25 protein-coding genes are annotated in these 25,141 nt (G+C 38.4%); 18 read left to right on the top strand and 7 right to left on the bottom strand.

All coding sequences use genetic code 11. The features are described from left to right. Positions 1 to 184: 184 nt before the first annotated feature. The 7 genes from AACH28_RS12070 to AACH28_RS12040 all read left to right on the top strand — a co-directional run bounded on the left by AACH28_RS12070 (position 185) and on the right by AACH28_RS12040 (position 6,847). The gene (locus AACH28_RS12070) at positions 185 to 1,282 is read left to right on the top strand and encodes a mandelate racemase/muconate lactonizing enzyme family protein (protein WP_070560672.1); all 1,098 of its coding nucleotides are present in this window, start codon (positions 185 to 187) and stop codon (positions 1,280 to 1,282) included. Between the two features lie 250 nt (positions 1,283 to 1,532). Beyond that, entirely contained in the window at positions 1,533 to 1,904 is a 372-nt protein-coding gene (locus AACH28_RS12065) for a BlaI/MecI/CopY family transcriptional regulator (RefSeq protein WP_070560671.1), read from the top strand. Further along, the gene (locus AACH28_RS12060) at positions 1,897 to 3,372 is read left to right on the top strand and encodes an N-acetylmuramoyl-L-alanine amidase (protein WP_286710130.1); all 1,476 of its coding nucleotides are present in this window, start codon (positions 1,897 to 1,899) and stop codon (positions 3,370 to 3,372) included. Before AACH28_RS12065 ends, AACH28_RS12060 begins: the two co-directional genes overlap by 8 nt. Before the next feature lie 51 nt (positions 3,373 to 3,423). Next, positions 3,424 to 4,263: a hypothetical protein gene (locus AACH28_RS12055; RefSeq protein WP_115047250.1), complete on the top strand. Its 840-nt coding sequence runs from the start codon at positions 3,424 to 3,426 to the stop codon at positions 4,261 to 4,263. A 129-nt stretch (positions 4,264 to 4,392) separates the two neighbouring features. Then, positions 4,393 to 5,373 (top strand): deoxyhypusine synthase family protein, encoded by a 981-nt coding sequence (locus tag AACH28_RS12050; RefSeq protein ID WP_046674101.1) that lies wholly within the window; start codon positions 4,393 to 4,395, stop codon positions 5,371 to 5,373. 91 nt (positions 5,374 to 5,464) lie between these two features. Continuing rightward, positions 5,465 to 6,124 carry a hypothetical protein gene (locus tag AACH28_RS12045; protein ID WP_286710131.1) on the top strand — a complete coding sequence of 220 codons (660 nt, stop codon included), beginning with the start codon at positions 5,465 to 5,467 and terminating at the stop codon, positions 6,122 to 6,124. Between the two features lie 147 nt (positions 6,125 to 6,271). Further along, a complete protein-coding gene (locus AACH28_RS12040) occupies positions 6,272 to 6,847 on the top strand; it encodes a non-canonical purine NTP diphosphatase (RefSeq protein ID WP_112374049.1) in 576 nt (191 codons plus the stop codon). 158 nt (positions 6,848 to 7,005) lie between these two features. Here the strand turns inward: AACH28_RS12040 and AACH28_RS12035 are convergent, their stop codons facing one another. Then, positions 7,006 to 9,534: an OstA-like protein gene (locus AACH28_RS12035; RefSeq protein ID WP_286710132.1), complete on the bottom strand. Its 2,529-nt coding sequence runs from the start codon at positions 9,532 to 9,534 to the stop codon at positions 7,006 to 7,008. Positions 9,535 to 9,633: 99 nt separating this feature from the next. Here AACH28_RS12035 and tilS point away from each other — a divergent pair, with 99 nt between their 5' ends. From tilS to AACH28_RS12005, 6 genes are all read left to right on the top strand, one after another. Further along, complete coding sequence (gene tilS, locus AACH28_RS12030; RefSeq protein WP_341833042.1) at positions 9,634 to 10,965, top strand: tRNA lysidine(34) synthetase TilS; 1,332 nt, start codon at positions 9,634 to 9,636, stop codon at positions 10,963 to 10,965. Positions 10,966 to 11,110: 145 nt separating this feature from the next. Further along, on the top strand, positions 11,111 to 11,605 hold the full coding sequence (locus AACH28_RS12025) for a hypothetical protein (RefSeq protein ID WP_341833041.1): 495 nt from the start codon (positions 11,111 to 11,113) through the stop codon (positions 11,603 to 11,605). 89 nt (positions 11,606 to 11,694) lie between these two features. Continuing rightward, a complete protein-coding gene (locus AACH28_RS12020; RefSeq protein WP_088160261.1) occupies positions 11,695 to 12,015 on the top strand; it encodes a DUF4834 family protein in 321 nt (106 codons plus the stop codon). A gap of 33 nt (positions 12,016 to 12,048) precedes the next feature. Beyond that, a complete protein-coding gene (recF, locus tag AACH28_RS12015) occupies positions 12,049 to 13,152 on the top strand; it encodes a DNA replication/repair protein RecF (protein ID WP_341833040.1) in 1,104 nt (367 codons plus the stop codon). Then, positions 13,145 to 13,471: a DUF721 domain-containing protein gene (locus AACH28_RS12010; RefSeq protein WP_070560660.1), complete on the top strand. Its 327-nt coding sequence runs from the start codon at positions 13,145 to 13,147 to the stop codon at positions 13,469 to 13,471. The genes recF and AACH28_RS12010 overlap by 8 nt, the downstream gene beginning before the upstream one ends. A 99-nt stretch (positions 13,472 to 13,570) precedes the next feature. After that, complete coding sequence (locus AACH28_RS12005; RefSeq protein WP_286710135.1) at positions 13,571 to 13,735, top strand: hypothetical protein; 165 nt, start codon at positions 13,571 to 13,573, stop codon at positions 13,733 to 13,735. A 413-nt stretch (positions 13,736 to 14,148) separates the two neighbouring features. Here the strand turns inward: AACH28_RS12005 and AACH28_RS12000 are convergent, their stop codons facing one another. The 3 genes from AACH28_RS12000 to sucC form a co-directional block, all read right to left on the bottom strand. Beyond that, positions 14,149 to 14,769: an L-threonylcarbamoyladenylate synthase gene (locus AACH28_RS12000; RefSeq protein ID WP_070560659.1), complete on the bottom strand. Its 621-nt coding sequence runs from the start codon at positions 14,767 to 14,769 to the stop codon at positions 14,149 to 14,151. Positions 14,770 to 14,917: 148 nt separating this feature from the next. Beyond that, the gene (gene asnS / locus AACH28_RS11995) at positions 14,918 to 16,363 is read right to left on the bottom strand and encodes an asparagine--tRNA ligase (protein ID WP_070560657.1); all 1,446 of its coding nucleotides are present in this window, start codon (positions 16,361 to 16,363) and stop codon (positions 14,918 to 14,920) included. Between the two features lie 323 nt (positions 16,364 to 16,686). Further along, positions 16,687 to 17,880 carry an ADP-forming succinate--CoA ligase subunit beta gene (gene sucC, locus AACH28_RS11990; RefSeq protein ID WP_341833039.1) on the bottom strand — a complete coding sequence of 398 codons (1,194 nt, stop codon included), beginning with the start codon at positions 17,878 to 17,880 and terminating at the stop codon, positions 16,687 to 16,689. A 172-nt stretch (positions 17,881 to 18,052) separates the two neighbouring features. Between sucC and AACH28_RS11985 the strand changes: the two genes are divergently transcribed. From AACH28_RS11985 to AACH28_RS11970, 4 genes are all read left to right on the top strand, one after another. Continuing rightward, complete coding sequence (locus tag AACH28_RS11985) at positions 18,053 to 18,703, top strand: ABC transporter ATP-binding protein (protein ID WP_341833115.1); 651 nt, start codon at positions 18,053 to 18,055, stop codon at positions 18,701 to 18,703. Between the two features lie 29 nt (positions 18,704 to 18,732). Continuing rightward, on the top strand, positions 18,733 to 19,212 hold the full coding sequence (locus AACH28_RS11980; protein ID WP_341833038.1) for a hypothetical protein: 480 nt from the start codon (positions 18,733 to 18,735) through the stop codon (positions 19,210 to 19,212). A 77-nt stretch (positions 19,213 to 19,289) separates the two neighbouring features. After that, complete coding sequence (locus tag AACH28_RS11975; protein ID WP_145327824.1) at positions 19,290 to 19,820, top strand: HAD family hydrolase; 531 nt, start codon at positions 19,290 to 19,292, stop codon at positions 19,818 to 19,820. Positions 19,821 to 19,947: 127 nt separating this feature from the next. Continuing rightward, positions 19,948 to 20,952: a LacI family DNA-binding transcriptional regulator gene (locus AACH28_RS11970; RefSeq protein WP_120333605.1), complete on the top strand. Its 1,005-nt coding sequence runs from the start codon at positions 19,948 to 19,950 to the stop codon at positions 20,950 to 20,952. Positions 20,953 to 21,032: 80 nt separating this feature from the next. Here the strand turns inward: AACH28_RS11970 and lpdA (AACH28_RS11965) are convergent, their stop codons facing one another. Continuing rightward, positions 21,033 to 22,421, bottom strand: coding sequence for a dihydrolipoyl dehydrogenase (lpdA, locus tag AACH28_RS11965; protein ID WP_341833037.1), 1,389 nt, complete (start codon positions 22,419 to 22,421; stop codon positions 21,033 to 21,035). 245 nt (positions 22,422 to 22,666) lie between these two features. Here lpdA (AACH28_RS11965) and AACH28_RS11960 point away from each other — a divergent pair, with 245 nt between their 5' ends. Next, positions 22,667 to 22,966, top strand: a complete 300-nt coding sequence (locus tag AACH28_RS11960; RefSeq protein WP_046674086.1) for a DUF3817 domain-containing protein — start codon at positions 22,667 to 22,669, stop codon at positions 22,964 to 22,966. A gap of 168 nt (positions 22,967 to 23,134) precedes the next feature. Here the strand turns inward: AACH28_RS11960 and AACH28_RS11955 are convergent, their stop codons facing one another. Together AACH28_RS11955 and lpdA (AACH28_RS11950) are read right to left on the bottom strand one after the other, a co-directional pair. Then, positions 23,135 to 23,539 (bottom strand): acyl-CoA thioesterase, encoded by a 405-nt coding sequence (locus tag AACH28_RS11955; protein ID WP_075991086.1) that lies wholly within the window; start codon positions 23,537 to 23,539, stop codon positions 23,135 to 23,137. Between the two features lie 67 nt (positions 23,540 to 23,606). Then, positions 23,607 to 25,013 carry a dihydrolipoyl dehydrogenase gene (gene lpdA, locus AACH28_RS11950; RefSeq protein ID WP_341833036.1) on the bottom strand — a complete coding sequence of 469 codons (1,407 nt, stop codon included), beginning with the start codon at positions 25,011 to 25,013 and terminating at the stop codon, positions 23,607 to 23,609. Positions 25,014 to 25,141 lie beyond the last annotated feature (128 nt).

Genomic DNA, 25,141 nt, shown 5'->3' with positions numbered 1-25,141 from the left:
CGATATTGTATTTGATATTCGCCGCAATCAATTCAGTTTGATGCATCGCTGAATAATGCAACATTTGGCAATATTTTTTGTGGGATATGGAAAAATCATCCCAAGATTGCAAGAATATATATAAATTAGGCAAAGTATTGCATATCCTTTATGCTGTATAGACATGGCTTAACTAAAGAGTGAGATGAAAATAACTGAAATTGAAATTTATCGACTAAGCATTCCTATGGAACCTTTTGTTATCGCAACAGGGACGATGGATTATGCGCAAAATACTTTTATACGTATATATACAGATGCTAATATATATGGTGTGGGCGAATGTTCTGCCTTTCCGATGATCGTAGGAGAAACACAAGATACTTGTTTAGTTCTGGCAAGGGATTTTGCAAAGATTTGGAAGGGGCGCGATCCTTTGGCTATAGAAGAGCGTTTGGCAGAATTGGACCTATATATCGCCGGTAACAAGACGATCAAATCAGCTTTTGATATGGCCTTGCATGATCTGGCGGCCAAACATGCTGGTCTGCCACTTTATCAATTTCTAAAGGGAGCGAAGCGAGAGATTACGACAGATATCACCTTGGGAATTGCGTCTCCAGAAGAGATGGCGTTGAAAGCAAAACGTTTACAGAGCGAAGGTGCGGTCATGTTGAAAGTTAAGTTGGGAAAGGATCCAAAAACAGATATTGCGCGTATACGTGAAATACGTAAGGCTGTTGGATTCGAAATGCCTATTCGTGTTGATGCAAACCAAGGCTGGTCTTATGAGGAGGCATTAGAAGCATTACAGGGGTTGGAACCTTATAAGATACAATTTTGCGAGCAACCGATGCGTACATGGGACGACGAATATTTACCGCAATTGCGTGCAGAAACAATTGTTCCCGTGATGGCGGATGAATCCGTTTATTCTCAACATGACGCAGAGCGTCTCTGCAAAGCGGATGCTTGCGATTATATCAATATTAAATTTTCGAAATCAGGAGGCATACAGGAAGCCTTAAAAATTAATCATATTGCCGCGGAATACGGTATTACTTGTATGATCGGAGGGATGTTGGAATCTCGCTTGGCTTTAGCAGCTAAAGTACATTTCGCTTATGCTGCACCGAATGTCAAGTTTTTTGATCTGGACACCTGTATGGTTGGCCATCTGAAGGACCCTGTTATAGGTGGGATTCAATATGATGGATACAAAATACATATCTCAGACCAAATTGGAATCGGAGCAGATATGGAACAGACATTTTTAGATCAATGCGAGAAATGGATCATTTAAATTGAAAAAATATGAATAGTATGAACTGGGGAATAGGGACACAAGAGATTATTGTCCTGATTATTATCATTATCTTTTTGATAGCGGCCTATTTGTTTTTCTCTAAGTTGTTGAAAAAGTAGGTTTTAATTGCCTTTTTTTGATTGAATTCCTTCTGTGAACTTGTTTTTCAGTTTTATAACTTATTTTTAAGTTGTAAAACTGAAAAATAAGTTATAGCTTTATATTAGTATAAACAACGCATCAAATTATGGAAGAATTAACAAAAAAAGAAGAGGAAGTCATGCAGGTGATCTGGAAACTCAACGAGGTCTTTGTCAAAGATATTATTGAGTATCTGGATCCAAGCAGTTCAATTCCTTATAATACAATCTCCTCGATTGTAAGAATATTGGAAAAGAAAGGGTATGTAGGTTATAAGGCCTTCGGAAAAACTTACCAATATTATCCTTTGATTTCAAAGATGCAATACCGGAAATTATCATTCTCGAGAGTGCTCGATCATTATTTTGATGATTCGGTAGAGAATTTACTCTCTTTTATGGTAAAAGAAAAGAAGCTTTCGGCGGAGGATATTCAGAAAATAGAACAACTCATCAAAAAACAAGAAGATCATGAATAGCTTACTTTATTATTTATTTGAAGTTAACTGCAGTCTGGTAATCGGGGCAGTTCTTTATTTTCTGGTATTCAGACAGCTTTCATTTTTTCAATGGAACCGTTATTTTATCCTAGGTTTATGTTTGTTGAGTCTGCTTCTGCCATTTGGAACTGTACGTTTGGGCGAATTATTTCTTCCGTCGGCAAGTCCGGCTCTCGCTTTTGGACAATCCAATACACTAACTCATTCCATCGGAACTGCGAGTGGTCTCGTGTCAGAAGTAGAAATGGCCGATTCTTTCTGGCACTCCTTTTCGATCGGATATGGCATTGCTTATGGTTATCTGCTTGTATCTTTTGTATTGTTGTGCCGCTTTGCGTTTCGCTATATCCGCTTATACCGTCGAATTGGACAGTTAAGTCAGTATAAATTTGACGGATTTACAATGGTTGCTCCTTTTGGACATTATGCGAATTGTTCTGTGCAGCATGTCATTGTTATGGAAGAGGATCAGCTCGATACGTCAGAAGGAAAATTGATTTTTGAGCATGAGCGTCAGCATATTGTTTTTAACCATTGCCGGGATAAATGGTTGATAGAAATTTTTCGTTGCCTTTATTGGCTAAATCCATTTGTTTATTGGTTGCGTAGACAGCTGTATTTGCTGCATGAATATCAGGTTGACGAGGTATTGGCCAATCGATATGGTAACAGCGGCTATGCCCGTTTTCTACTGACTCAAACACAGCAGCCATGTCCCACTGGGTTGCAGAGTAGTTTATTTAAGAATAGACATGAGTTGGTGGAGCGGGTACAGGTTATGATGTCAAAACCTTCCTCCAAAAAGGCAAGATGGCAGTACGTATTGACCATTCCATTACTAGGTCTTTCACTGTTATTTTACTCTTTTATTAATCCGCCGAAGAGTTCTTGGTTTTCTGCTTCTTTAAAAGAAGGAAGTAATCGGTCTAAAACGATCATCCTTGACCCCGGACATGGAGGAAAAGACACGGGTGGTATTTCATCTTTCGGATTGGAAGAAAAATCATTGACCTGGGAAACCTGTTTGCTTTTGAAACAGGAGCTGGAGCGCAAGGGGCACAAAGTCGTATTGTCAAGAGCGGCTGATGAATATAAATTACTCAGAGACCGATCGAACGTTGAAGGGGATTTATTGTTATCAATCCATTTCGACAATGTAAAGGGCAAACAATCTCTTCCTATACGAATATTATATCAGTCGGGGGTTAGTCATACGATGCTAGAAGAACTTAACCGCAAATTTGCGTTTAGTTTGGGCCAAATGTTGCAACAGAATGGACTGGCTGCGGGTACTCCAGCGATAAATACAAAGCTTGCAATTTTACGCGGTGCTAAAATACCGGCGCTTCTCCTTGAGCTGGAGAACATCAATGCCATTGATAAAAACGTAAAACCTGAATTTATCCATAAACTAGCACAGGCTATAGACCAAAGCTTTGAAGACTAAGCGTTAATTTTCGTAGATATCATGAAGTTTAGGATACTTATAGGGTTATCCATGGCATTGCCATGTCTGTTATCGGCGCAAATAGTCCCCAAAACTAAACAGCAATTAATCGACAGCACGATGCTGCGAAATACTGGATCCGATTCAAGGAGGATAGATACAGTGCTTGTTGAGGGATCAGGGCCTCTCGAACAGCAACTTTTGGATCGGGTCCGTATTCGAACGGACAGCAATCCCGTTTTATTGAATGGAAATACGTTGGCTGTTTTAAATGCCATTCCGAGTATACAGGTAGACGAATTAGGCAATTTTTCTTTACAGGGAAAAACGGGCGTGTTGATTACCGTCAACGGCAAGCAGACCTATCTCAACGGAACCTCTTTGATCGCCTATTTAAAATCTATCCCGGCAAGCTCTTTAGAGAGCATTGATCTCATGACCATTCCACCAGCAAAATGGAGTGCGGAAGGGGCCGGTGGAGTAATTGATATTCGTATCAAAAAGGATGTCCTGAAAGGTCTAACAGGAAATGTTTTTTTAGGAGCATCAAAAGGAAGGCTTTGGAAATGTAATAATGGCGTGGGGCTGCAGTATGGAATGAAGAAATGGACCTTAAACTCCAGTTTTTCCGTTGCACGCTCTTCGAATTATTTTGATGTTGACCGTAGGCGTGAACTTGCGTATCGTGAAAATGTTCATTATGTGATCGGACAGCTGAATAAAGAGACGAATAGCACGCAGGAATTAAATGGTCGTTTGGGCATGAGTTATCGAATCGACAAGCAGTCGTCTATTGAATTGAACTGGAATTATCTTCGCAATAATTATGAGGAGATAGGCGTCTATCAAAATGATTTTTCAGCCGATGGAACATTTATAAGTGCAGCCTAGGAATACGATTCCTTTTACATTTGTTAAAAAAATGTGGTCTATACGTGTTTTAAATCTCTATTGGGACGAAAATAGATTATATTCAGTACCTTTGCGGTACTTATTATTTTATAAAAGTTAGAAAATATCATGAGTACTCAAAAAGGACCTATTTCTCAATTTATTGAGCATAATTACCGTCACTTTAACGCAGCTGCATTAGTAGACGCTGCAAAAGGTTACGAGGAGCATCTGTTGGATGGTGGAAAAATGTTGATCTCTTTGGGAGGTGCAATGTCTACTGCCGAATTGGGTGTTTCTTTAGCAGAAATGATCCGTCAAGATAAAGTACACTTTATTTCTTGTACTGGTGCCAATTTGGAAGAGGACGTGATGAACCTTGTCGCACACTCACACTACAAAAGAATTCCGAATTATAGAGATTTGACAGCTGAGCAAGAAAGAGAGCTATTGGATAATCACTATAATCGCGTTACAGATACTTGTATTCCAGAAGAGGAAGCTTTTCGTCGTCTGCAAAAACATCTCGAGGATGTTTGGCATGCTGCTGAAGCTAAAGGTGAGCGTTACTTACCACATGAGTTTCTTTATCAAGTTGTTAACTCAGGTGTGTTGGAACAATATTATGAGATCGACCCAAAAGATTCTTGGATTGTTGCAGCAGCTGAGAAAAATTTACCGATCGTATGTCCGGGATGGGAAGATTCAACGACAGGTAATATCTTCGCTTCCAATGTGATAAAAGGTAAATTGAAAGCAAGTACAGTAAAATCGGGTATCGAATACATGATTTACTTGACAGAGTGGTACCGTAACAACTCCGCAGGTAAAGGTGTTGGATTTTTCCAAATCGCAGGCGGTATTTCTGGTGACTTCCCAATCTGTGTAGTTCCGATGATGTATCAGGATCTTGAATGGGAAGAAGTGCCTTTTTGGGCTTATTTCTGTCAGATTTCAGATTCAACAACTTCGTATGGTTCTTATTCTGGTGCTGTTCCAAACGAGAAAATCACTTGGGGCAAATTAGATATTGATACACCTAAATTTATCGTGGAATCTGACGCGACGATCGTTGCGCCATTAATTTTCTCCTATATCTTAGGTCATTAATCTTTTTGACATATAGAAAGGAGCGATTCTTCGCTCCTTTTTCTTTTCCCTTTTTCTTCTTTATCTTTACGGTCTAATATTTCTTTTCCCGATGAGCAATCTTACAACAGATAATCCCGTTGCACTTCAGACCTTAATGGATGAAACAATCTTTGGAAATGGTTTTGATTTTAAAGCCGATCTGTCTGTACATCCTTTACAGGAGGAGAACAGTACTCATGTGCAATATGCTGACCCCTCATCATCGACAACGAAGGATACCTCGTATGTGGCAGTGGGGGTAGGTGCGGAGCAGGCCGCTATGGCTATTGAGTCCGGCAGGGTTGGCGATACTGTTGACAATCTGGAGGTATTGGGAGGTGAATTTATTTATCAAGGAAATAAGGATCAGGGCATACTATTTATATTGCGCTACGAGCAATATCCCTACTTTTCTCCCGCAGCATTGGACGCTTTTGAAAAAACAATTGGTGCCTTGAAATTGACTAAAGAGACCGTTGCGGTACTCAATTTGGCAAATCCCCATAATCCGAATGATTTTAAGCGCATTATGCAGTTTTTTCAACCGACTAAGATTATATTGTTGGGTGTGGAACCCGCGTCTTTGAAACTTCCATTTATTGAACATAATTCCTACATGAAAGGCCGTATTGCAACGGTTTTTAATACGTTCAGTTTTGAAGAGATGTTTGTCGATGTGAATAAAAAGAAGCTGTTCTGGAACGAATTTAAGACCTTTATTGTTTCCTGATTTTATCAGATACTTGTTCTGAATAAAAATTGGGGTTTAATGCTTATTTTTGGGGGCGTGAATTCATGGAAAGATAGTAACATACTACAACGTGAGGAGCACTGTCAACAAAGAGAAAGAACAAACAAAAAGCTAAATTTGAAGAAGATGCTAGAACTTGTATTTGCAACCAATAATGCCCATAAATTGGAGGAAGTCCAAGCGATCGTGGGAAGTGCTTTTATCATTAAGAGTTTAAATGATATTGACTGTAGCGATGATATTCCAGAGACAGGAGAGACCTTTGAGGAAAATGCCAAGCAGAAAACAGATTATTTGGTTAATAAATATGGCCTTTACTGTTTTGGAGATGACTCAGGTTTGGAAATTGATGCATTAAATGGCGAACCGGGAGTTTATTCAGCACGTTATTCGGGATCAAGGGATATGGAAAAGAATATTGATCTTGTACTACAAAAATTAGGCGATAACACCAATCGTACAGCGAGATTCAAAACAGTTATTTCATTATATTTGAATGAGCAGCAGCACTTTTTTGAAGGAAGTATCGAGGGGAAAATTATTGAAGAACGTAGAGGTATTGATGGCTTTGGTTATGATCCCATTTTTATTCCGAATGGCTATGATAGGACGTTTGCCGAAATGACAGCGGCAGAAAAAAATAGCATTAGCCATCGAGCGATTGCTGTTGGTAAACTTGCTACATATTTAAAAACGAAATAGGTTAATAACTACCTCATTTGAGTTATAAATAGAAATTTTCATTTCTCTGAGCTAAGGAATGAGTGCGTCTGATACGATCAGGAGATAGCCTTAAATTAAAAAAGCAGCGCAAAACAATTTGTTTTGCGCTGCTTTTTTGTGCGACTCAGTATTGACGGTTATTTAGCTTTTACTTTTGTTTGAATACTATCTTGAGCAGGTATTATCGCCGATTTATTGGTTGTTGAGTCAGACTTCGCAGCTGCTTTGTCGGTTGCGGTCTTTACATTTGTTTTTGTAGCGCTAACTTTATCCGTTGTTTCAGATGGCTTAGCTGTTTTGGTTACAGCGTTTGTTTTATTGTTTGCAGCACCCACCTCTTTTTCTTCCTCGAGCGTTTCGCTAGCACCAGCTTTCTTAGCGGCACCTTTTTGAGGGGTCGTTGTTTTATCGCCTTTTTTAATAGACTTCATTGTCCCGGATTCTTCACCTTCTGGTGCAGTCGGAACCGTAAATGACGCTTTTGAAAGATCCCTTTTTCGATTTAATAAATCATCTTTTGATTTAGGTCGATCTTCGGGACGCCAGGTGAAATTCGGAAGAAATTCTTTGTCGGCCGTGACTTCAGCAATGGGATAGACTTTGCCATCCACTTTTCGAATAGATACATATTCCTTCAACTTATTATCTTCCATCAAGATCTTGAAACGACTGCTTCGATCATGTACAAGCTCAGTGGTTACATTGGTCTTTTCATCAATATTGTAAAAGATATTTTCTGCATTGCCATCAACAAACAAACGTTCCATACGGTTATTGGTGAAAAAGCTGGTAATCTTACGACCCTTAATCTGATTGAACTTTAATGAGTCGCTTGTTGCGTTCACCATGAAAGCATTACCGACGAGTAAGGAATTGTCCAATTTCTGATTCTTTACCTGTAAAAATATGGTATCTCCGGAGATTTGTGAGTTTTCGGCCCACATCATTGGTTTTCCCATCAGCCTGAACATCGAATCTTGCATACCATAATACATAGAATCTGCTACAGCCTGCAAGTCTGATTTAAATAATCGTGCATTATAGTAGGCTTTTATAATCCGTGTTTTAGCAGTATCCTGTGCGAGAGAATCTCTTCTATTCTCTTGGGCATTTTTTAAAGCTGCTCCCATCAATTTATCGGATTCACCGCCTTTGGGGATGATCGCTTTTTTACGCAAAACACTATCAGCCTTGAGGTTTTTTTCAATTTCTATCTTGTTTTGATCGCCGACAATAACTGGTGTTTTCTTTGGTGCAATCGGTTTTTTATTTATAAGTGTATCTTGTACTTTTTTAATGCTCTTTTCAAGAACCGGTTTGTCACTGTCTTTTTTAGACAAACTGTCTATTCCCTTGTGAAGGTTAACTCTTGTGTTATCTAATGTACCAGTAGAATCAACTGTTGTTGAGCTGGAATCCTGGTCACCATAATCGACTTCATTGTCATCTTCAATAGCCCCACCTTCACGATTCAATTTAAAATCTTTTGCAATATAATCTCGGCGAAATATCATCTGTGAGAAGAGGGTGTCGGCTGTCATAAAAACAGAATCGACTTGTGAATCAGCCTTAAGGGTTTTACTATTATCGCTTTTGATATTCTTACCTGGATGTTCCTTTTCTTCTAGAACAACTTGCGATGTGGCTTTATTTGATTTGAGTTCATCTTTGTTTTGTTCTTTTTCAATCTTCTTCAATTCCTTGGCTTCATTTTTTCGCTCTTTCTCCGATTTTTGTTGGGCGGGAGACAAAGAAGATACAGAATCTTTTTGTGTTGAATCTTTTTTGACCACCGAAATGATCAGGGGTTTGTTTGTCATTGTAATGGATTCGTTCCTCCCGTTGTACAAACCAAATCCACCATAGGCGTAAAATTTGTCTAAGGTATCAACAAAGACCACATTTTTTACGGCTTTACCGATTCCCACTTGTCTATCGTAGAATAGGCTGTCTCCTTTAAGAAACTTTGTCCCTTCTGTGTAGAGGTTGTTTTTAGAGAAATAAGCCTGGCCCGTTGCCATATGGTATCGGCCTTTTTCAGTATATAGGTTTTCCCCTTTATTTCCCTTGATATTCGTGGGACCATAGAAATCAGTAATGCGTGTATTACCATTATATTTCATGGAGTCTGTGTAGACTTTTACATTGGTCGATCGAACCACAACTTTTTGATTGAAATAAGATTCCCCTGTATTTTCGAAATAAGTAGCTCGCTGGCTTGTAATTGTATCGCTTCCTGATAGAATACGCCCGCCGCTGTAATAATTGCCGATTTTACTTCGCATATTGTAGACAAGATGATCGGTCGTTAATACCGATCCACTAGTGCTGACCATTCGAACAGCGCCTGTAAGCGTAGCGAGCTGCATTGCTGCTTCATAATGTAATTTATTGGAAAATATCTGTGTACCGTCGGGTTGAGTAATGATTACGTTTCCAAAGGCTTCAAAAAATTGTCGGCCAATGTTGTCTTTATGTAAATAGCCACTATCTGATGATAGCGTTGAACCCACATGTTCATAGACTGGACGGTAAAACAAAATATTGCCGTCTTTCCCAGTAATAATATGGGATGACGAAAGAAGCTTTAGTTCATCCTGTTTCTGTGCTTGGACCGACAAGCCAGTTAAAATAAATACAATAAGTGTATAAATGTATTGTTTCACAAGGGCAAAAATATGGATTTTAATTGCTACTTCACTGGATTTCACAAATTTTAAGAGTTGAATTTATCATTCGGACAAAATATACCGTAACTTTGTTCTATGAATGTGCTGGAAAGACTAATGGGCTATATTGAAAAGGAGCATTTGTTGATGCCTCATGATAAAATATTGCTTACGGTGAGTGGGGGAAAGGACTCGATGTTAATGGCACATTTATTTGCAAAAGCAGGGTATACTATTGCGATTGCACATTGCAATTTTCAATTAAGAGGAACAGAATCTGATGAGGATGAAGCTTTAGTTCGGAAATTTGCAACGGAAAATAATGTTCCAATATACGTGAAGCACTTTGATACAAAAGCTTACGCAAAGGACCATCAGATTTCGATTCAAATGGCGGCACGGGAACTTCGTTATGCTTGGTTTGAGAAATTGCGACATGAGCTGCAGTTCGACCGAATTGCAGTAGCTCAGCATCTGAACGATCATATCGAAACGGTACTCCTAAACCTTTCACGTGGAACCGGCCTCCAAGGACTCCAGGGTATTTTCCCTATCAGAGAGCGTATCATTCGGCCACTACTTTTTCTGAAGGCAAGCGAAATTGAACATTTTGTGAATATGTATGGGATTGCTTATCGAGACGATCAATCCAACTTTTCAACAAAATATGCACGTAATAAAATAAGGATTGATATCATCCCACATTTTAAAAAACTTCAGCCAGATTTTGAAATGATCTTCGAGCAGAATATCAATCATTTTAAGGAATCTTACCAGCTGTTGCAGCAATTTGTGGAGCCCATTCGGAGAAAACTGTTTTACCCTATAGATGAAGGTTGGGGAGTTCGGAAAGAAGATCTGGAACCCTATATGGATAATCTGCCTTTGCTCTATGAGTTGTTTTCGGCTTTTAATTTTTCAAAGCCGGTACTAAGTGATCTTCAACAAGCTTGGTCTAGAGAGTCTGGACGTATTTTTCAATCCGATGCCTACCATATGCTCCTGGATAGAAATGAACTTTTTATTCGTGAAAAGGAATTTATTTCACCCGATGAGGCTTTAATCACCTCCGAAACTTCAACTGTGGAGTGGAAGCACTATTGTTTTCATGCCAATGTTTCTGCGGATTTAGCTATTGTCAAAGCGAGTGAGGTTGCAAAGCTGGATTATGATGTATTGGTTTTTCCGCTTACGATTCGTTCGTGGAAAGTTGGTGATAGCTTTTATCCTTTAGGTATGGAAGGGCGCAAGAAGTTGAGTGATTTTTTTATCAACAAGAAGATCAGCTTATTTGAAAAGGAAAATATTCCGATCGTGGTGAATGGAAATAGAGATATCCTTTGGGTAGCCAATTATCGCATGGACAATCGTTATAAAATTACCGCCAATACAAAAAAAGTCCTTACTTTAGTTTGCAGAACTGATTAACAAGAAAAATTGTTGCTGCTAAAAATGATGGAAGGATCCTGAATGATACAAAATCTATTGAAGCAAAAATGATACTAATGAGGAGTTCAAAATAGTAAGAGACAATGGTGCGAAGTCTCCAAATTAATAGCTAAATCTTAAGTAAATGAAAGAAGGTGTACTCTATTCGGAAAATCAATATTTAGGTCGTGACCGTGTTTGGATCAGCGTGCGTTTAGTGCTCGTACTTTTTTGTTTTACGGCATTTTATTTGAATTTAGACCATTTGATATCGAGCCAATTGTTCTTTATTGTAGGAGTAGGTATTATCATCACGTCTATTGTCATGATGTATATGGTATTATTCCGTACGGAAGTATTTCAAGACCATATACTTATTAGTGGACTATGGTCTACTCGAGTCGTCAAAATCGATCTTGCCTCTATCACAAAAATAGAAAAGGCGCCTTATAGCACATTCTTTTTCAATAATCCTGTTTATAATCTGCACACTAAAGGAAAGATTAAATTTTTCGCTGGAGGCAAAAATGCAGTTTTTTTAACGGATAAAGATGGTCTTACTTATGTGTTGGGTACACAGCGCCAGGAAGAGCTCTATCGAATTATTATGGAAACAAAAGCGCTATTAGGAAAGTCTTAAAATTTGTTAATAAATTCTTATCTGACATTTTAAAGACAACAGTTTATCGAGTTATTGGTTAAATTTGAGAAAATAGCAACGAATTAACTATGGCATTTTTAAAATTTATACTTATTACATTCGCTGTTTACTTTGTAGTAAGATTCTTATTTAGATTATTTTTACCATTTGCAATGCGTAAAGCAGCTGAAAAGTTGATGAAAAAAGCGCAACAGCAGGGTGGAGCATACGGTAGCCAAGGATCAGGCGGTACCTTTTATTATGAATTTAATGGTCAAGGGCAACAGGAAAGTAAAAGGTCTCAGCCCGAAGGTAAAGTACATGTCGATTACATTCCACCGAAAGAAAGCCCTGAACGTAAAGGAACTGAAACCGCTGGTGAGTTTGTGGATTTTGAGGAAATAAAATAATTTTTAGCAATCCAAATAGCGTATCTTTGTGCTATGTGGCTGAAGCAACTTTCTGTTCTAAATTTCAAGAATTACTCGGAATCATCTTTGAAATTTCTCCCCGAGGTAAATGCGTTTACAGGGAATAATGGTGTTGGTAAAACCAATCTTTTGGATGCGATTCACTATTTATCACTCTGTAAAAGTTATTTCAATCCAATTGATTCGCAGCATATCAAATCAGGCAATGACTGGTTTATGGTACAGGGTGAGTTTGATAAAGAATCCAATAGTGATTTCATTTCTTGTAGCCTTAAAAAAAATCAGAAAAAGCAATTTAAAAAAAATAAAAAGGATTATCCCCGATTGGCTGATCATATCGGCTTATTTCCTTTGGTCATGGTATCCCCAAACGATAGCATCATTGTAACAGATGGAAGTGAAGAGCGTAGAAAGTTTGTGGATAATGTAATTTCCCAAACAGATAATAAATATTTAGATACCCTGATTATTTATAATAAGTTTTTAGCCCAACGTAACAGTCTCCTTAAACAAGCACGTCAAACCAGTGTATTGGATCTTGGCCTAATCGAAATTCTCAATTTTCAACTTGAAGAAGTTGGAAATATTATTTTTCAAAAAAGAAGGTCTTTTATGGAGGAGTTTCAGCCGGAGTTTGACCGACACTATCAGTTCCTCACCGAGGATGCAGAGTCTGTTCAATTACAATATGAATCGCCTTTAATGACAGATTCGTTTCTAAATATTTTGGAGAAGAATTTGGAACGTGACCGTATGCTGGAACGCACAACGCAAGGAATACATAAAGATGATCTGATCTTTACCATTCACGGTGGAATGCCCTTAAAGAAGTTTGGTTCTCAGGGCCAACAAAAATCTTTTCTAATTGCTTTGAAGCTTGCACAATATTCTTATCTCCAGCAGAAAAAGGGTTTTAAGCCCTTACTTCTTTTGGATGACATCTTTGATAAACTTGATGATCGCCGTACACATAAATTGATGCAGATGGTTTCAGAAGATGATTTTGGACAGATTTTCCTGACGGATACAGATTCCATGAGAATTCAGCGAATCTTTGACGAAATCAGCCGCCCTGTTCGTATATTTGATATTGAAGGAGGACAAGTCAATGTATAAGAAGCAAACTAAAAAAAGCCTAGAATTCATTCGGTCAAGCGACGATATGACGATTAAAGAGGGGGTTGAGCGTCTTTTGGAGGCTTATAAGCTACGAAGGAAATTTGATGAAACTTCGATCGCATCTGTTTGGCCTCAATTAATTGGTAAGGCTATTGCTAATCGTACACAGCAGCTATATGTTCGTGATAAAAAACTGTTCGTACGGGTAGAGTCTGCTGTTATTAAGAATGAATTGGCGCTTATGCGAAGGCAAATTCTAGGAAGAGTAAATGAATATGTAGGTCACGTCATTATTGAAGAAGTCGTGATTTTATAAAACCTCCTTTCATGTTAGAGCAACTCTTTTAATATTTTTTCCTATATCTGAGGCTAGTGCCTTAAAACTTTTCTCAAACTTCGAGCGTATTGAATTAAAATGAGTATTCTCATTGACGCGACAGCAGAAGAGGAATGGAGCCCAACTATCAAACAGTTTGAAAAGCAACCGGTCGGAAATGCACAGGTTAGATTTGTCCAAGGTGAATTGTTTTGGATTGTTTTTTCCTGGAAAACTACTTATAGAAACAAAGCGCAGAATTGACCTTTTCAACATAGCGATAAAAAGACGGATAGCATATAGTTCTTAACTTTCCACAGGGATCTGTTAGTATAGCTTTTTTATAAACACGCTTTTTAACAAATTTGTCGATGACCGCTAACTTATGCACATTTTTATGTGTATAACTACTTAGTTTTGCACATTTTGTCATTTTTTGGAAACCTTATACTTTGTGTTATTAACAATTTCATGTTGATAAGTGGTTACTTGTGCACATTTTATGTTGATGCGCGTAGGTCATTAAGCTACTTATTAACATTCTCTATGTTAATAAGTAGCTTTTTTTGTTAATAAGTATGTTAACGGGAGTAGTTTATGCACAAATTACCAACAATGACGCTGGGGAAAATTTTGCAAATAGGTCAGTATATAGAATTTCTATTGAAAGTTGGTTTTTATAGGAATTGCTCCAAGTCACCTTTTCCTTCACGAATTACTTCAAAAGTTCCTTCTGTAAGATCAACCACGGTAGATGCGACATTATCGCCATAACCGCCATCTATAACAGCATCAACTAGATCTTCGTATTTTTCGTGAATTAATTCTGGATCGGTAGAATATTCAATAATTTCATCTTCATCGTGAATGGAGGCTGTCACAATAGGGTTGCCTAATTGTCTGACAATTTCACGAACAATATTATTGTCTGGAACACGGATACCCACGGTCTTCTTTTTGGAACTTAGGAGCTTAGGGACTTTAGTTGTTGCGTTAAAAATAAAAGTAAAGGGTCCTGGCAATGCTTTTTTCAATACACGGAATACGGAGGTATCGAAGGATTTTGTGTACTGCGAAATATCTGTTAAATCATAGCAGATAAATGATAGGTTCGCCTTTTCTGGTTTTAGCCCCCTAATTTCACATAAGCGTTCTATGGCTTTTTGTTGCGTGATATCACAGCCAATACCGTATACGGTATCGGTAGGGTAGATAATTACACCACCACGGCGAAGAATATCAACCGCCTGTTCTATTGCCCTGGGATTGGGGTTATCGTTATATATCTTAATGAGCATTTTTATTTTTGTTAAGCACCTGAATTAGGTCTAATCTCAGGCCCTATTGTAGGATGTCAATAGGGCAATGGTTATTATCTGCATTCAGATACACTATATATAAAAGAACAACAGCCAAAATATTTTGTTTTGGCTGTTGTTCTTTAGATTAAAATTCTGCGTTTTTCGGTGTGCGCGGAAATGGTATTACATCGCGGATATTTGTCATTCCGGTTGTGAATAATACCAAGCGCTCAAAGCCTACACCAAATCCTGAATGTGGGACTGAACCAAAGCGTCGTGTATCCAAGAACCACTCCATTTCTTCTGCAGGAATACCAACTTCAGCCATGCGATCGAGTAAGCGATCAAGATTTTCTTCACGTTGCGAACCACCGACCATTTCACCAATACCTGGAAAAAGAATGTCCATGGCACGGACTGTGTTTCTTCCTTGTGCATCCGGCTCATTTTGCTTCATATAAAAGGACTTGATTTCGCGTGGATAGTCTGTTAAGATAACAGGTTTTTTGAAGTGTTTTTCCACCAAATAACGTTCGTGTTCCGATTGTAAATCAGCTCCCCAGTCATCAATTAAATATTTGAATTGTTTCTTCTGGTTTGGTTTGCTACGCTTTAATATTTCAACGGCATCTGTATAGGTTACGCGTTCAAAATCGTTTGTTAAAACAAAGTTCAATTTCTCTACCAGGTTTAATTCTGACCGTTCCGCAGCTGGTTTCGATTTCTCTTCTTCCAATAAGCGATTTGTTAAGAACTCAATTTCTTCTGGACAAGTTTCCAAAGCGTATTTGATGACATATTTCAGCAAAGCTTCGGCCAGATCCATATTGTCTTCCAATTCATAGAAAGCCATTTCTGGTTCGATCATCCAAAATTCGGCTAAGTGACGTGTTGTATTTGAGTTTTCCGCTCTAAATGTAGGGCCGAACGTATAGATGTTTCCAAAGGCCATAGCGCCAAGCTCCCCTTCTAATTGGCCTGATACAGTAAGGTTCGTCGATTTCCCAAAGAAGTCTTCTTTGAAATCGATATCTCCATTTTCTTTACGTGGCGGGTTTTTTAAATCCAAGGTTGTAACCTGGAACATTTCTCCAGCACCTTCCGCATCCGAACCTGTGATGATTGGTGTATGCATGTAGACAAAGTCATTTTCCTGAAAAAACTTGTGTACTGCAAATGCTAAAGCATTACGCACTTTGAAAACCGCATTGAATGTTCCGGTACGGAAACGCAAATGCGCAATTTCACGTAAAAATTCTAAGCTATGCTTTTTGGGCTGTAATGGATATTTTTCGGGATCAGAGTCGCCAATAATACTAACTTCTGTCGCTTTAACCTCAACTTTTTGCCCTTTACCCAGTGATTCTACCAATTGACCTTTTACGCGAACTGCTGCTCCAGTGGTGATCCGTTTTAAGATATCTTCAGGTGTATTTTCAAAATCGACTACTGCTTGAATATTATTGATTGACGAACCGTCATTGATTGCTATAAACTGATTGTTACGGAAAGTTCTTACCCAACCTTTAACAACGACCTCTTTGCCAAATTCTGTGGCATTCAATAGTTCCTTTATTCTTGTGTGTTCCATCTTAATTTTTGGAGATTGACTTGTAAAAGATGCTTTGTTAGAAAAGCAATACAAAAGTAAGCTATTCTGTTGGTTTATTGGTTATAAATGTTGATTTAATTCACTTGAAGATGGTTCGTTAATGTGCAAAGGAAAAATATTTTTTGAAATAAAGATGGGTGAAAACGCAAAGCAGGGGAAACGACACATAGCTCACTTTGCTATGAAATATCGGATCGGTAGGAAGTGCTTTTTTTTCGTTGTGGCGTACAGAAATAGCCGATAGAAACAAAAAAGCGCGGATTAGTTATAATCCGCGCTTTTTGTTATGATGATTAAAGGAACTAACCTTTTAATACTTTTGTTACCAATTCAGCAGCTTCTTTCAATAAGATTGCGGAATAAACTTGTAAACCGGACTCATCAATTAATTTTTTAGCCTCTTCAGCATTCGTACCTTGAAGGCGAACGATGATTGGAACAGGGATGTTACCGATTTCGCTGTAAGCATCAATTACACCTTGAGCAACACGGTCACAACGAACAATACCACCGAAGATATTAATTAAGATCGCTTTTACGTTAGGGTCCTTTAAAATGATATTGAAACCAGCTTTTACAGTTTCAGCATTTGCAGTACCACCTACGTCCAAGAAATTTGCAGGTTCACCACCAGCTAATTTGATGATATCCATTGTAGCCATTGCTAAACCAGCACCATTTACCATACAACCTACGTTACCATCTAATTTAACGTAGTTTAGGTTTGATTCACCAGCTTCAACTTCCGTTGGATCTTCCTCAGTTACGTCACGCATAGCAGCGTAATCTGGGTGACGGTACAAAGCATTCTCATCAAGATTTACTTTCGCATCAACTGCTAAGATCTTGTTGTCTGAAGTTTTTAATACCGGATTGATCTCAAACATAGAAGAGTCTGTGGAATCATATGCTTTGTAAAGAGCGGCAACAAATTTCACCATTTCTTTGTGCGCAGCACCAGAAAGACCAAGATTGAAAGCAATTTTACGTGCTTGGAATCCTTGTAAGCCTACTTTTGGATCGATTTCTTCTTTGAAAATCAAGTGTGGTGTTTTTTCTGCAACTTCTTCGATATCCATACCACCTTCTGTAGAGTACATAACGATGTTACGTCCCTTAGCACGGTCTAATAATACAGACATGTAGAATTCTTTTGTTTCGCTCTCGCCAGGATAATAAACGTCTTGAGCTACCAAAACTTTGTTTACTTTTTTACCTTCAGGTCCAGTTTGAGGCGTTACTAATTGCATGCCAATGATGTCAGTTGCTCTTTGTTTGACTTCATCTAAGTTCTTAGCTAACTTGACACCACCACCTTTACCACGGCCACCAGCGTGAATTTGAGCTTTAACAACAACCCAATCAGAGTTGTAGTCTTCTTTCATTTTTTTGGCCGCTTCCACAGCTTGCTCTGGAGTATCTGCTACGATACCTTCCTGTACGCGCACACCAAAGCTCTTTAGTATTTGCTTTCCTTGATATTCGTGAATGTTCATTTGCAAAAATATTTGGCGTAAAAATATAATTTTTTGGGGGATAAGACAAGGGATAAGTTGCTCTTTTATCTATTTTTTGACATTTAGACAAAATAAAATGGCTGGAATAGAGAAATAACAGCTTATTTATTCAAACTCGTGGTATCGTAAATTTATTTATCTTTGTCCTATGATGTTACATGCCAAAGGAATTCACAAAGCTTACGGGTCATTACCAATTTTGAAAGGTGTTGATATCGCTGTTGAAAAAGGGGAAATCGTCAGTATTGTTGGTGCTTCAGGAGCTGGTAAAAGTACACTGTTGCACATCATTGGTACCTTGGATAAGCCTGATCAGGGAACGGTTTCCATCAATGGTGTTGATGTTCAAAAATTAAATGCTAAAAAGCTCAGTGCTTTCCGAAATGAACATATTGGTTTTGTTTTTCAATTTCACCATTTGCTACCTGAATTTACTGCCTTGGAAAACGTATGTATTCCAGCTTATATTCAAGGAAAGGGGAGGTCCGAGGCGGAAGCTAAAGCAAGAGAATTGCTTGAGCTATTGGGGGTTTCTCATCGCATAGACCACAAGCCTGCTGAAATGTCTGGCGGGGAACAACAACGTGTTTCTGTGGCTCGTGCTCTGATCAATGATCCTTCCATTATTTTGGCAGATGAACCTTCAGGTAATCTCGATTCGGAAAATGCTGCCGCTTTACATCAATTGTTTTTTGATCTTAGACATAAATTTCAGCAGACATTTATTATCGTTACCCATAATGAGGAGCTTGCCCGAATTTCGGATCGAACGATTCATATGCGCGATGGGTTAGTCGTGTAACAGTAATCCGGATTATAATTATATTTTTAATGAAGAAAATACTCATAACTTTCGGAACCAGACGTTTGGCGATGCGTATCGCGAAAAGACTTGGTGCTGATTTCGAAATAGTATATGCAAGTTCAGAAGATATTCCCGAATTGCTTTTAGCATCGGGGAAATATGCCAAAATTCCGAAAGGCCTTCTTCCCACTTTTGCACACGAGGTACTCAAATTAAGTTTAGACCAACAGATTGATTATGTGCTCCCTTTAGGTGGTTTTGAACTGGAACCATTGGCTGCAGCTAAAGTTTTATTTGAGGAATATCAGATTTCAGTTCTTGTCCCCGATAAGGATCTGCTTGAAACTATTCCTGTTATGGAAAATCCGCCAGCTGATTTGCCTTATAGACTTCTGTCAAAGGGCAACGATTTATTGGACTCAGCGACTTTCGAAAGATCACTGGATGGATTGTTTGTTGCTTCGGATTCCGGGGAGGATTTAGCATTAATCTGTGTATCCAAATAGAATCTTATTTTTGTGGTTAGTGTCATTAAGGTTTTAACCCTGTTGACACAGCCCTTAAATTTTAAGCTTTTACATATATGATGTTCCCAGAAGAAAAAAAGGTATATGTTTTTGAATTAGATGATGTTGTTTTTCCTAAAAAGGATTACTTACTTCAAGTATATTATCTTTTTGCTAATTTTATAGAATTTACAGAGACTGTTCCGGCTCAAGCAGATTTGGTTCAATTTATGAAAAATCACCTCGAGCATCAAGGTGAGAATTTATTGTTCGAACATGCGCAGCAAACTTTTGGATTTGATCAAAAATATAAGGAGAATTTTGAGCGGCTTCATGTCAATGCAATTTTGCCGCTACGGTTACATTTGTTTGATCATATTAATACGCTGTTTAGGCAGTTAAAAGCCGCAGATAAACATGTTTGTATTTTGACGAAAGGAAATCCGCTAGAACAACTCAATAAAGTCAAATTTGTGGATTGGGGTGAATATGGGGATGCTGTAAAAGTTTACTTTAAGGATGAACTTGTTTTTAGGGGAATTGATCCATTGGAGTTCCTCGCCAATGAGTTTACGGTGGACACAACCGCAATTCAATTTGTAGACTAACTTTACAGTCAGTATCTTTGTTGAATCTACCAACAATAATTGTTATTAAAGTCGTTGTCGATATTGTTGAGAAAAAATTATGATTAGGGATATAAAAGCCCTATTTTTATATAAAGCCCTTGGATTTATGAATAAAGTGAACAAGCCTGCCACGATTAAAGAAATTGCCAAGAAGCTGAAAATCAGTCCTTCGACGGTCTCTAGAGCATTGAATGATCATCCTAGTATTGGATTGGTAACAACAATGCGCGTAAAAAAAATGGCCGAAGAATTGAATTATGAACCCAATCAAACGGCTATATTCTTCAAGCAGCGTAAAACATTTACGATTGCTGTTATCTTACCGAGTTTGTCTGAACCGTTTTTTTCTTTCGCCATTAGTGAAATTGAAAATGTTGCATCAGAACACCGATATACTGTGCTGATGGGGCAATCACTGGATGACCCCGAGCGTGAAGAGCAGATCTTAAAAACGTTTAAAAACCATCGTGTCGATGGGATTTTGATGTCTATAGGCAAAAAGACGACCAATTTAGAATTCATTGAGAAATTGGAAGCGTCTGGTATACCGATTGTCTTCTTTGACTGTGTGCCTAGTTTACCCAATATCAATAAAGTACAAAGCGATCTTTCTACGGGTATGAACGAAGCTGTGGATGCTTTCGTAGCGCGTGGACATAAAGTTATTGCACTTGTAAATGGGCCCAAAACCTTGCCGGCTAGTGAAGATCGAAAAGTAGCTTATCTATCCGCCATGAAAAGGAATGGTATGGATATTCTAGAAAAGAATATCATCGAAACAGACCTGAGTACGGAAGGAAATGAAAAGGCTATGGATAGTATATTTGCGATGTCTGAGCGACCTTCTGCAATTATATCTTTTAATGACTTTGTTACACTTGATTTGATGAAAGCGGCCAGACAAAAGGGGCTTGTCTTAAATCAAGATATTTTCTTTATTAGTTATGCCAACTATCCGTTATGGCAATATATGGAAAATCCGCCAATGGGACGCATAGAGCAATTTCCGGGAATGCAAGCGCGTAAAGCGGCTGAAATTTTATTTGAACGCATTGACAACACCGAAATTGTCGATCAACAGATCGTCTTTAAGTCGCGATTGGTTATGTAATCGCTATTAACCATTCGATCATAAAACTAAAAAGGGGAAAATCGTTAGATTTTCCCCTTTTTAGTTTTTTTGTTTTAATACTACAAGTGGATCACTTCACCGTAAGCATCAGCACAAGCTTCCATAATCGCTTCACTCATTGTTGGGTGAGGATGGATCGTTTTAATCATTTCATGACCTGTTGTTTCCAGTTTGCGGGCCACAACAACTTCCGCAATCATTTCTGTAACATTGGCTCCGATAAGGTGTGCGCCTAGGAACTCACCATATTTAGCATCAAAGATAACTTTAACAAAGCCATCTTTCGCACCAGCAGCTGACGCTTTTCCTGAAGCTGAGAATGGGAATTTACCAACTTTAATTTCATAGCCAGCTTCTTTCGCCGCTTTTTCGGTATAACCTACAGAAGCAATTTCTGGGGAGCAATATGTACAGCCGGGGATATTATTGTAGTCAATAGGTTCAACATGTAGACCTTTGATTTTTTCCACACAAGTGATTCCTTCTGCTGAGGCAACGTGAGCCAAGGCTTGGCCTTTAACAATGTCACCGATCGCATATACACCTTCGATGTTTGTTTTGTAGAAATCATCTACAACAACACGGCCGCGATCCGTTTTTACACCAACCTCTTCCAAGCCGATATTTTCGATATTTGGAGCGATACCAACAGCCGATAATACAATCTCTGCTTCGATAACTTCAGTACCTTTTTCTGCTTTGATAGAAACTTTGCTCAACTCACCTGTTGTGTCAACGGATTGAACTTCAGATTTCGTTAAGATGGTAATACCTTGTTTCTTTAAGCTTTTCTCTAATTGTTTTGAAATTTCTTCATCTTCAACAGGAACGATTCTATCCATAAACTCTACGATAGTTACTTTTGTTCCGATTGCATTATAGAAATAAGCGAACTCAACACCGATAGCACCTGAGCCAACAACAACTAAAGATTTTGGTTGTTTAGGAAGCGTCATTGCCTGACGGTAGCCGATGATTTTTTTACCATCTTGAGGTAAATTAGGCAATTCACGTGAACGTGCACCAGTCGCTAGGATGGTATGTGTTGCCGAATATTCTTTAGTAGAACCGTCTGCACCTTTCACATCGATTTTACCACCTTTTTTAATTTTTGCAGTTCCATTGATGACGTCGATTTTATTCTTTTTCATCAAGAACTGAATACCTTTACTCATTCCTTCAGCAACCCCGCGACTTCTTTTGACAATAGCGTCAAAATCAGCCTCACCACCTTGAACATTGATGCCGTAATCAGCGGCATGGTTTAAATATTCAAATACCTGAGCACTTTTCAATAATGCTTTTGTAGGGATACAGCCCCAGTTTAGACAGATTCCGCCTAATGATTCGCGTTCAATAATCGCTGTTTTGAACCCTAACTGAGCGGCTCTAATGGCAGCAACATACCCGCCTGGACCACTACCGATTACAATGATGTCGTAATTCATATAAATAAATATTCTGTAGTTGAGTGTTATAGCTTCAAATGACAAAATCTGTGAAGCATATATTCATTCAAAAGTACGCATTTTTTCTGATGAATATGAACTATTTATTGTAAAATTGGCGGTTTCTGATAAAACGCTGTCGCTGTTTCTAGCTGAATGTCACATCCTGGTCAAAGGGGGAAAAATAATAGTTAAAGCGTTTTTAGAGTCTTATTTTTGAAGTTCACAATACACAGTTTATCATTATGTTAAGAATATTCAGACAGATCGCCCTGTGGGAAGCAATCTCCACCATTTGCTTGTTTTTTATTGCCATGCCGTTGAAATATTTCGCGGGAATCCCCGAAGCAGTCAAAATAGCCGGTTCCATTCATGGCTTCTTTGTCGTTATCTTCGTCGTTATGCTGATCATGTCAACAGTAGAATACAAGTGGCCTATATTAAAGGCCGTGAAATATTTCTTAGCATCCTTGATCCCTATTTTTGGCTTTTGGGTGGAATTGGACCTTAAAAAAGAAATCGAAGGAAAAAGACAGAAGTCATAGTGTTTGTATAAAAATTCAAATGCATGATTTTTATAAAGGTTCAGGAAGAGGTAAGAGAAGGAATTGGATTGCGAATAGACCAGAGGAATCGCCTGTATTCAATAGACGAATACTTGTGTCCCTCTCCTTTGCGGGAGATATCAATTAATAAGAACAGGAGAGAGATGTTTAATCATCTCTACCTGTCTTCTCAATCCCCATATACGCATAGGTAATGCTATCTTTTCCATGAGGAGCTGGATTGCCATCTTCATCCAGGTTGACAAAGACCAATTTATCGATCGATAGAATTGTTTTCCTGGATATTTTATTACGTACCTCGCAGCGCATCGTTAACGATGTTGTTCCAAAATTGATCGCTTCAATACCCAGTTCGAGAATATCGCCTTGCTTGGCTGAGCTTACAAAGTTTATTTCTGAAATAAATTTCGTAACCACTTTGGGATTTCCTAATTGAACGATAGCATAGATGACTGCTTCTTCATCAATCCATCGCAGTAGTGTTCCACCAAATAATGTTCCATTGGGATTTAGGTCTTCGGGTTTGACCCATTTTCTTGTATAAAAATTCATCGTGTATAGGTATTTATGACAAAGGGGAAAAGGAAACTTTTCCCCTTGAGTATTCGATATTTATCGCCTAAGCGTGTATTGCTCTGTTTGCTGTAGCTGCTAGCGCCGCCTCTTTGATTGCTTCAGTATAGGTTGGGTGTGCATGGCAAATACGTGCGATATCTTCTGCAGATGCACGGTATTCCATAGCTACGGTTGCCTCACCAATCATATCTGCTGCACGAGGACCAATCATATGTACACCTAATACTTCGTCAGTTGTCGCGTCTGCCAGTACTTTTACAAAACCATCCGTGTCACCAGATGCTTTTGCACGACCAGAAGCTTTGAAAGAGAATGATCCAGCTTTGTATTTCACACCTGCCTCTTTAAGTTGCTCTTCAGTCTTTCCAACAGAAGCAACTTCAGGCCAAGTATAAACAACACCTGGAATCAAATTATAATCAATATGTGGTTTTTGACCTGCGATATATTCAGCAACATATACACCTTCGTCCTCAGCTTTGTGTGCCAACATTGCTCCAGTGATCACATCACCAATTGCAAATACGCCTTGTACAGCTGTTTCCAGATGGGCATTAACTGGGATTTTCTTACCTCTTTCTTCTACTGTGATGCCGATATTTTCTAATTCTAAGCCTTCAGAATAAGCGGTACGACCAACGGCTACGATACAATAGTCGCCTTCTAAAGTGAGTTCTTGTCCTTTTGGATCTTCAGCGGTTACTTTTACAACTTTACCTTTCGCGGAAGCTCCAGTCACTTTATGACCTAAATAGAACTCCATGCCCAATGATTTTTTCAAAACACGTTGTAGTTCTTTTCCTAAGCCACCATCCATTGTACCGATGATAGATTTTGCAAATTCAACAACAGAAACTTTTGAACCCAAACGAGCATAAACTGAACCTAGTTCCAAACCTATAACACCACCACCAATGACAATAAGGTGTTTTGGAATCTCTTTTAGGTTAAGTGCTTCGGTTGAGGTAATGATTCTTTTTTTATCTACAGGTAGGAAAGGCAAATAAGTCGGTTTCGATCCCGTTGCGATAATTACATTTTTACCAGTGATCTGCTCTGTAGAACCATCTGCTTTCGTTATTTTGATGGTGTTTTTGTCCACAAATGAACCCACACCCTGAAAACTGTCAATTTTATTCTTCTTAAATAAGAAGGTAATACCAGCAGTATTTTGGGCAATGACATCGTCTTTACGAGCAATCATCTTTGCCATGTCTACTTTCAGATCTTTCAAGCTGATGCCAAATGCATCAAAATTGTGCGCAGCATTGTGGTAATGCTCCGAAGAATCTAAAAGCGCTTTTGAAGGAATACATCCAACGTTAAGACAAGTACCACCAAATGTGCTATATTTTTCAATAACAGCTGTTTTTAATCCTAATTGGGCACAACGGATAGCTCCTACATATCCGCCTGGACCACTTCCGATTACAATTACGTCGTATTGCATTGATTACGTTTTATTTTTTTGTACCACAAATTTAATGATTATTAATGGGATAGGAAATCAAAACTTACGATTTGTGACCAAAGATCCTTACTTTACATTTTTTTGATAAAAGAAGGGAAATTATGCAC

The organism is Sphingobacterium thalpophilum (assembly GCF_038396785.1).
In the GTDB taxonomy this organism is placed as follows: domain Bacteria; phylum Bacteroidota; class Bacteroidia; order Sphingobacteriales; family Sphingobacteriaceae; genus Sphingobacterium; species Sphingobacterium thalpophilum_A.
The sequence above is the reverse complement of the archived record's forward strand: the minus strand, read 5'-3'. Positions and strand labels throughout refer to the sequence as shown.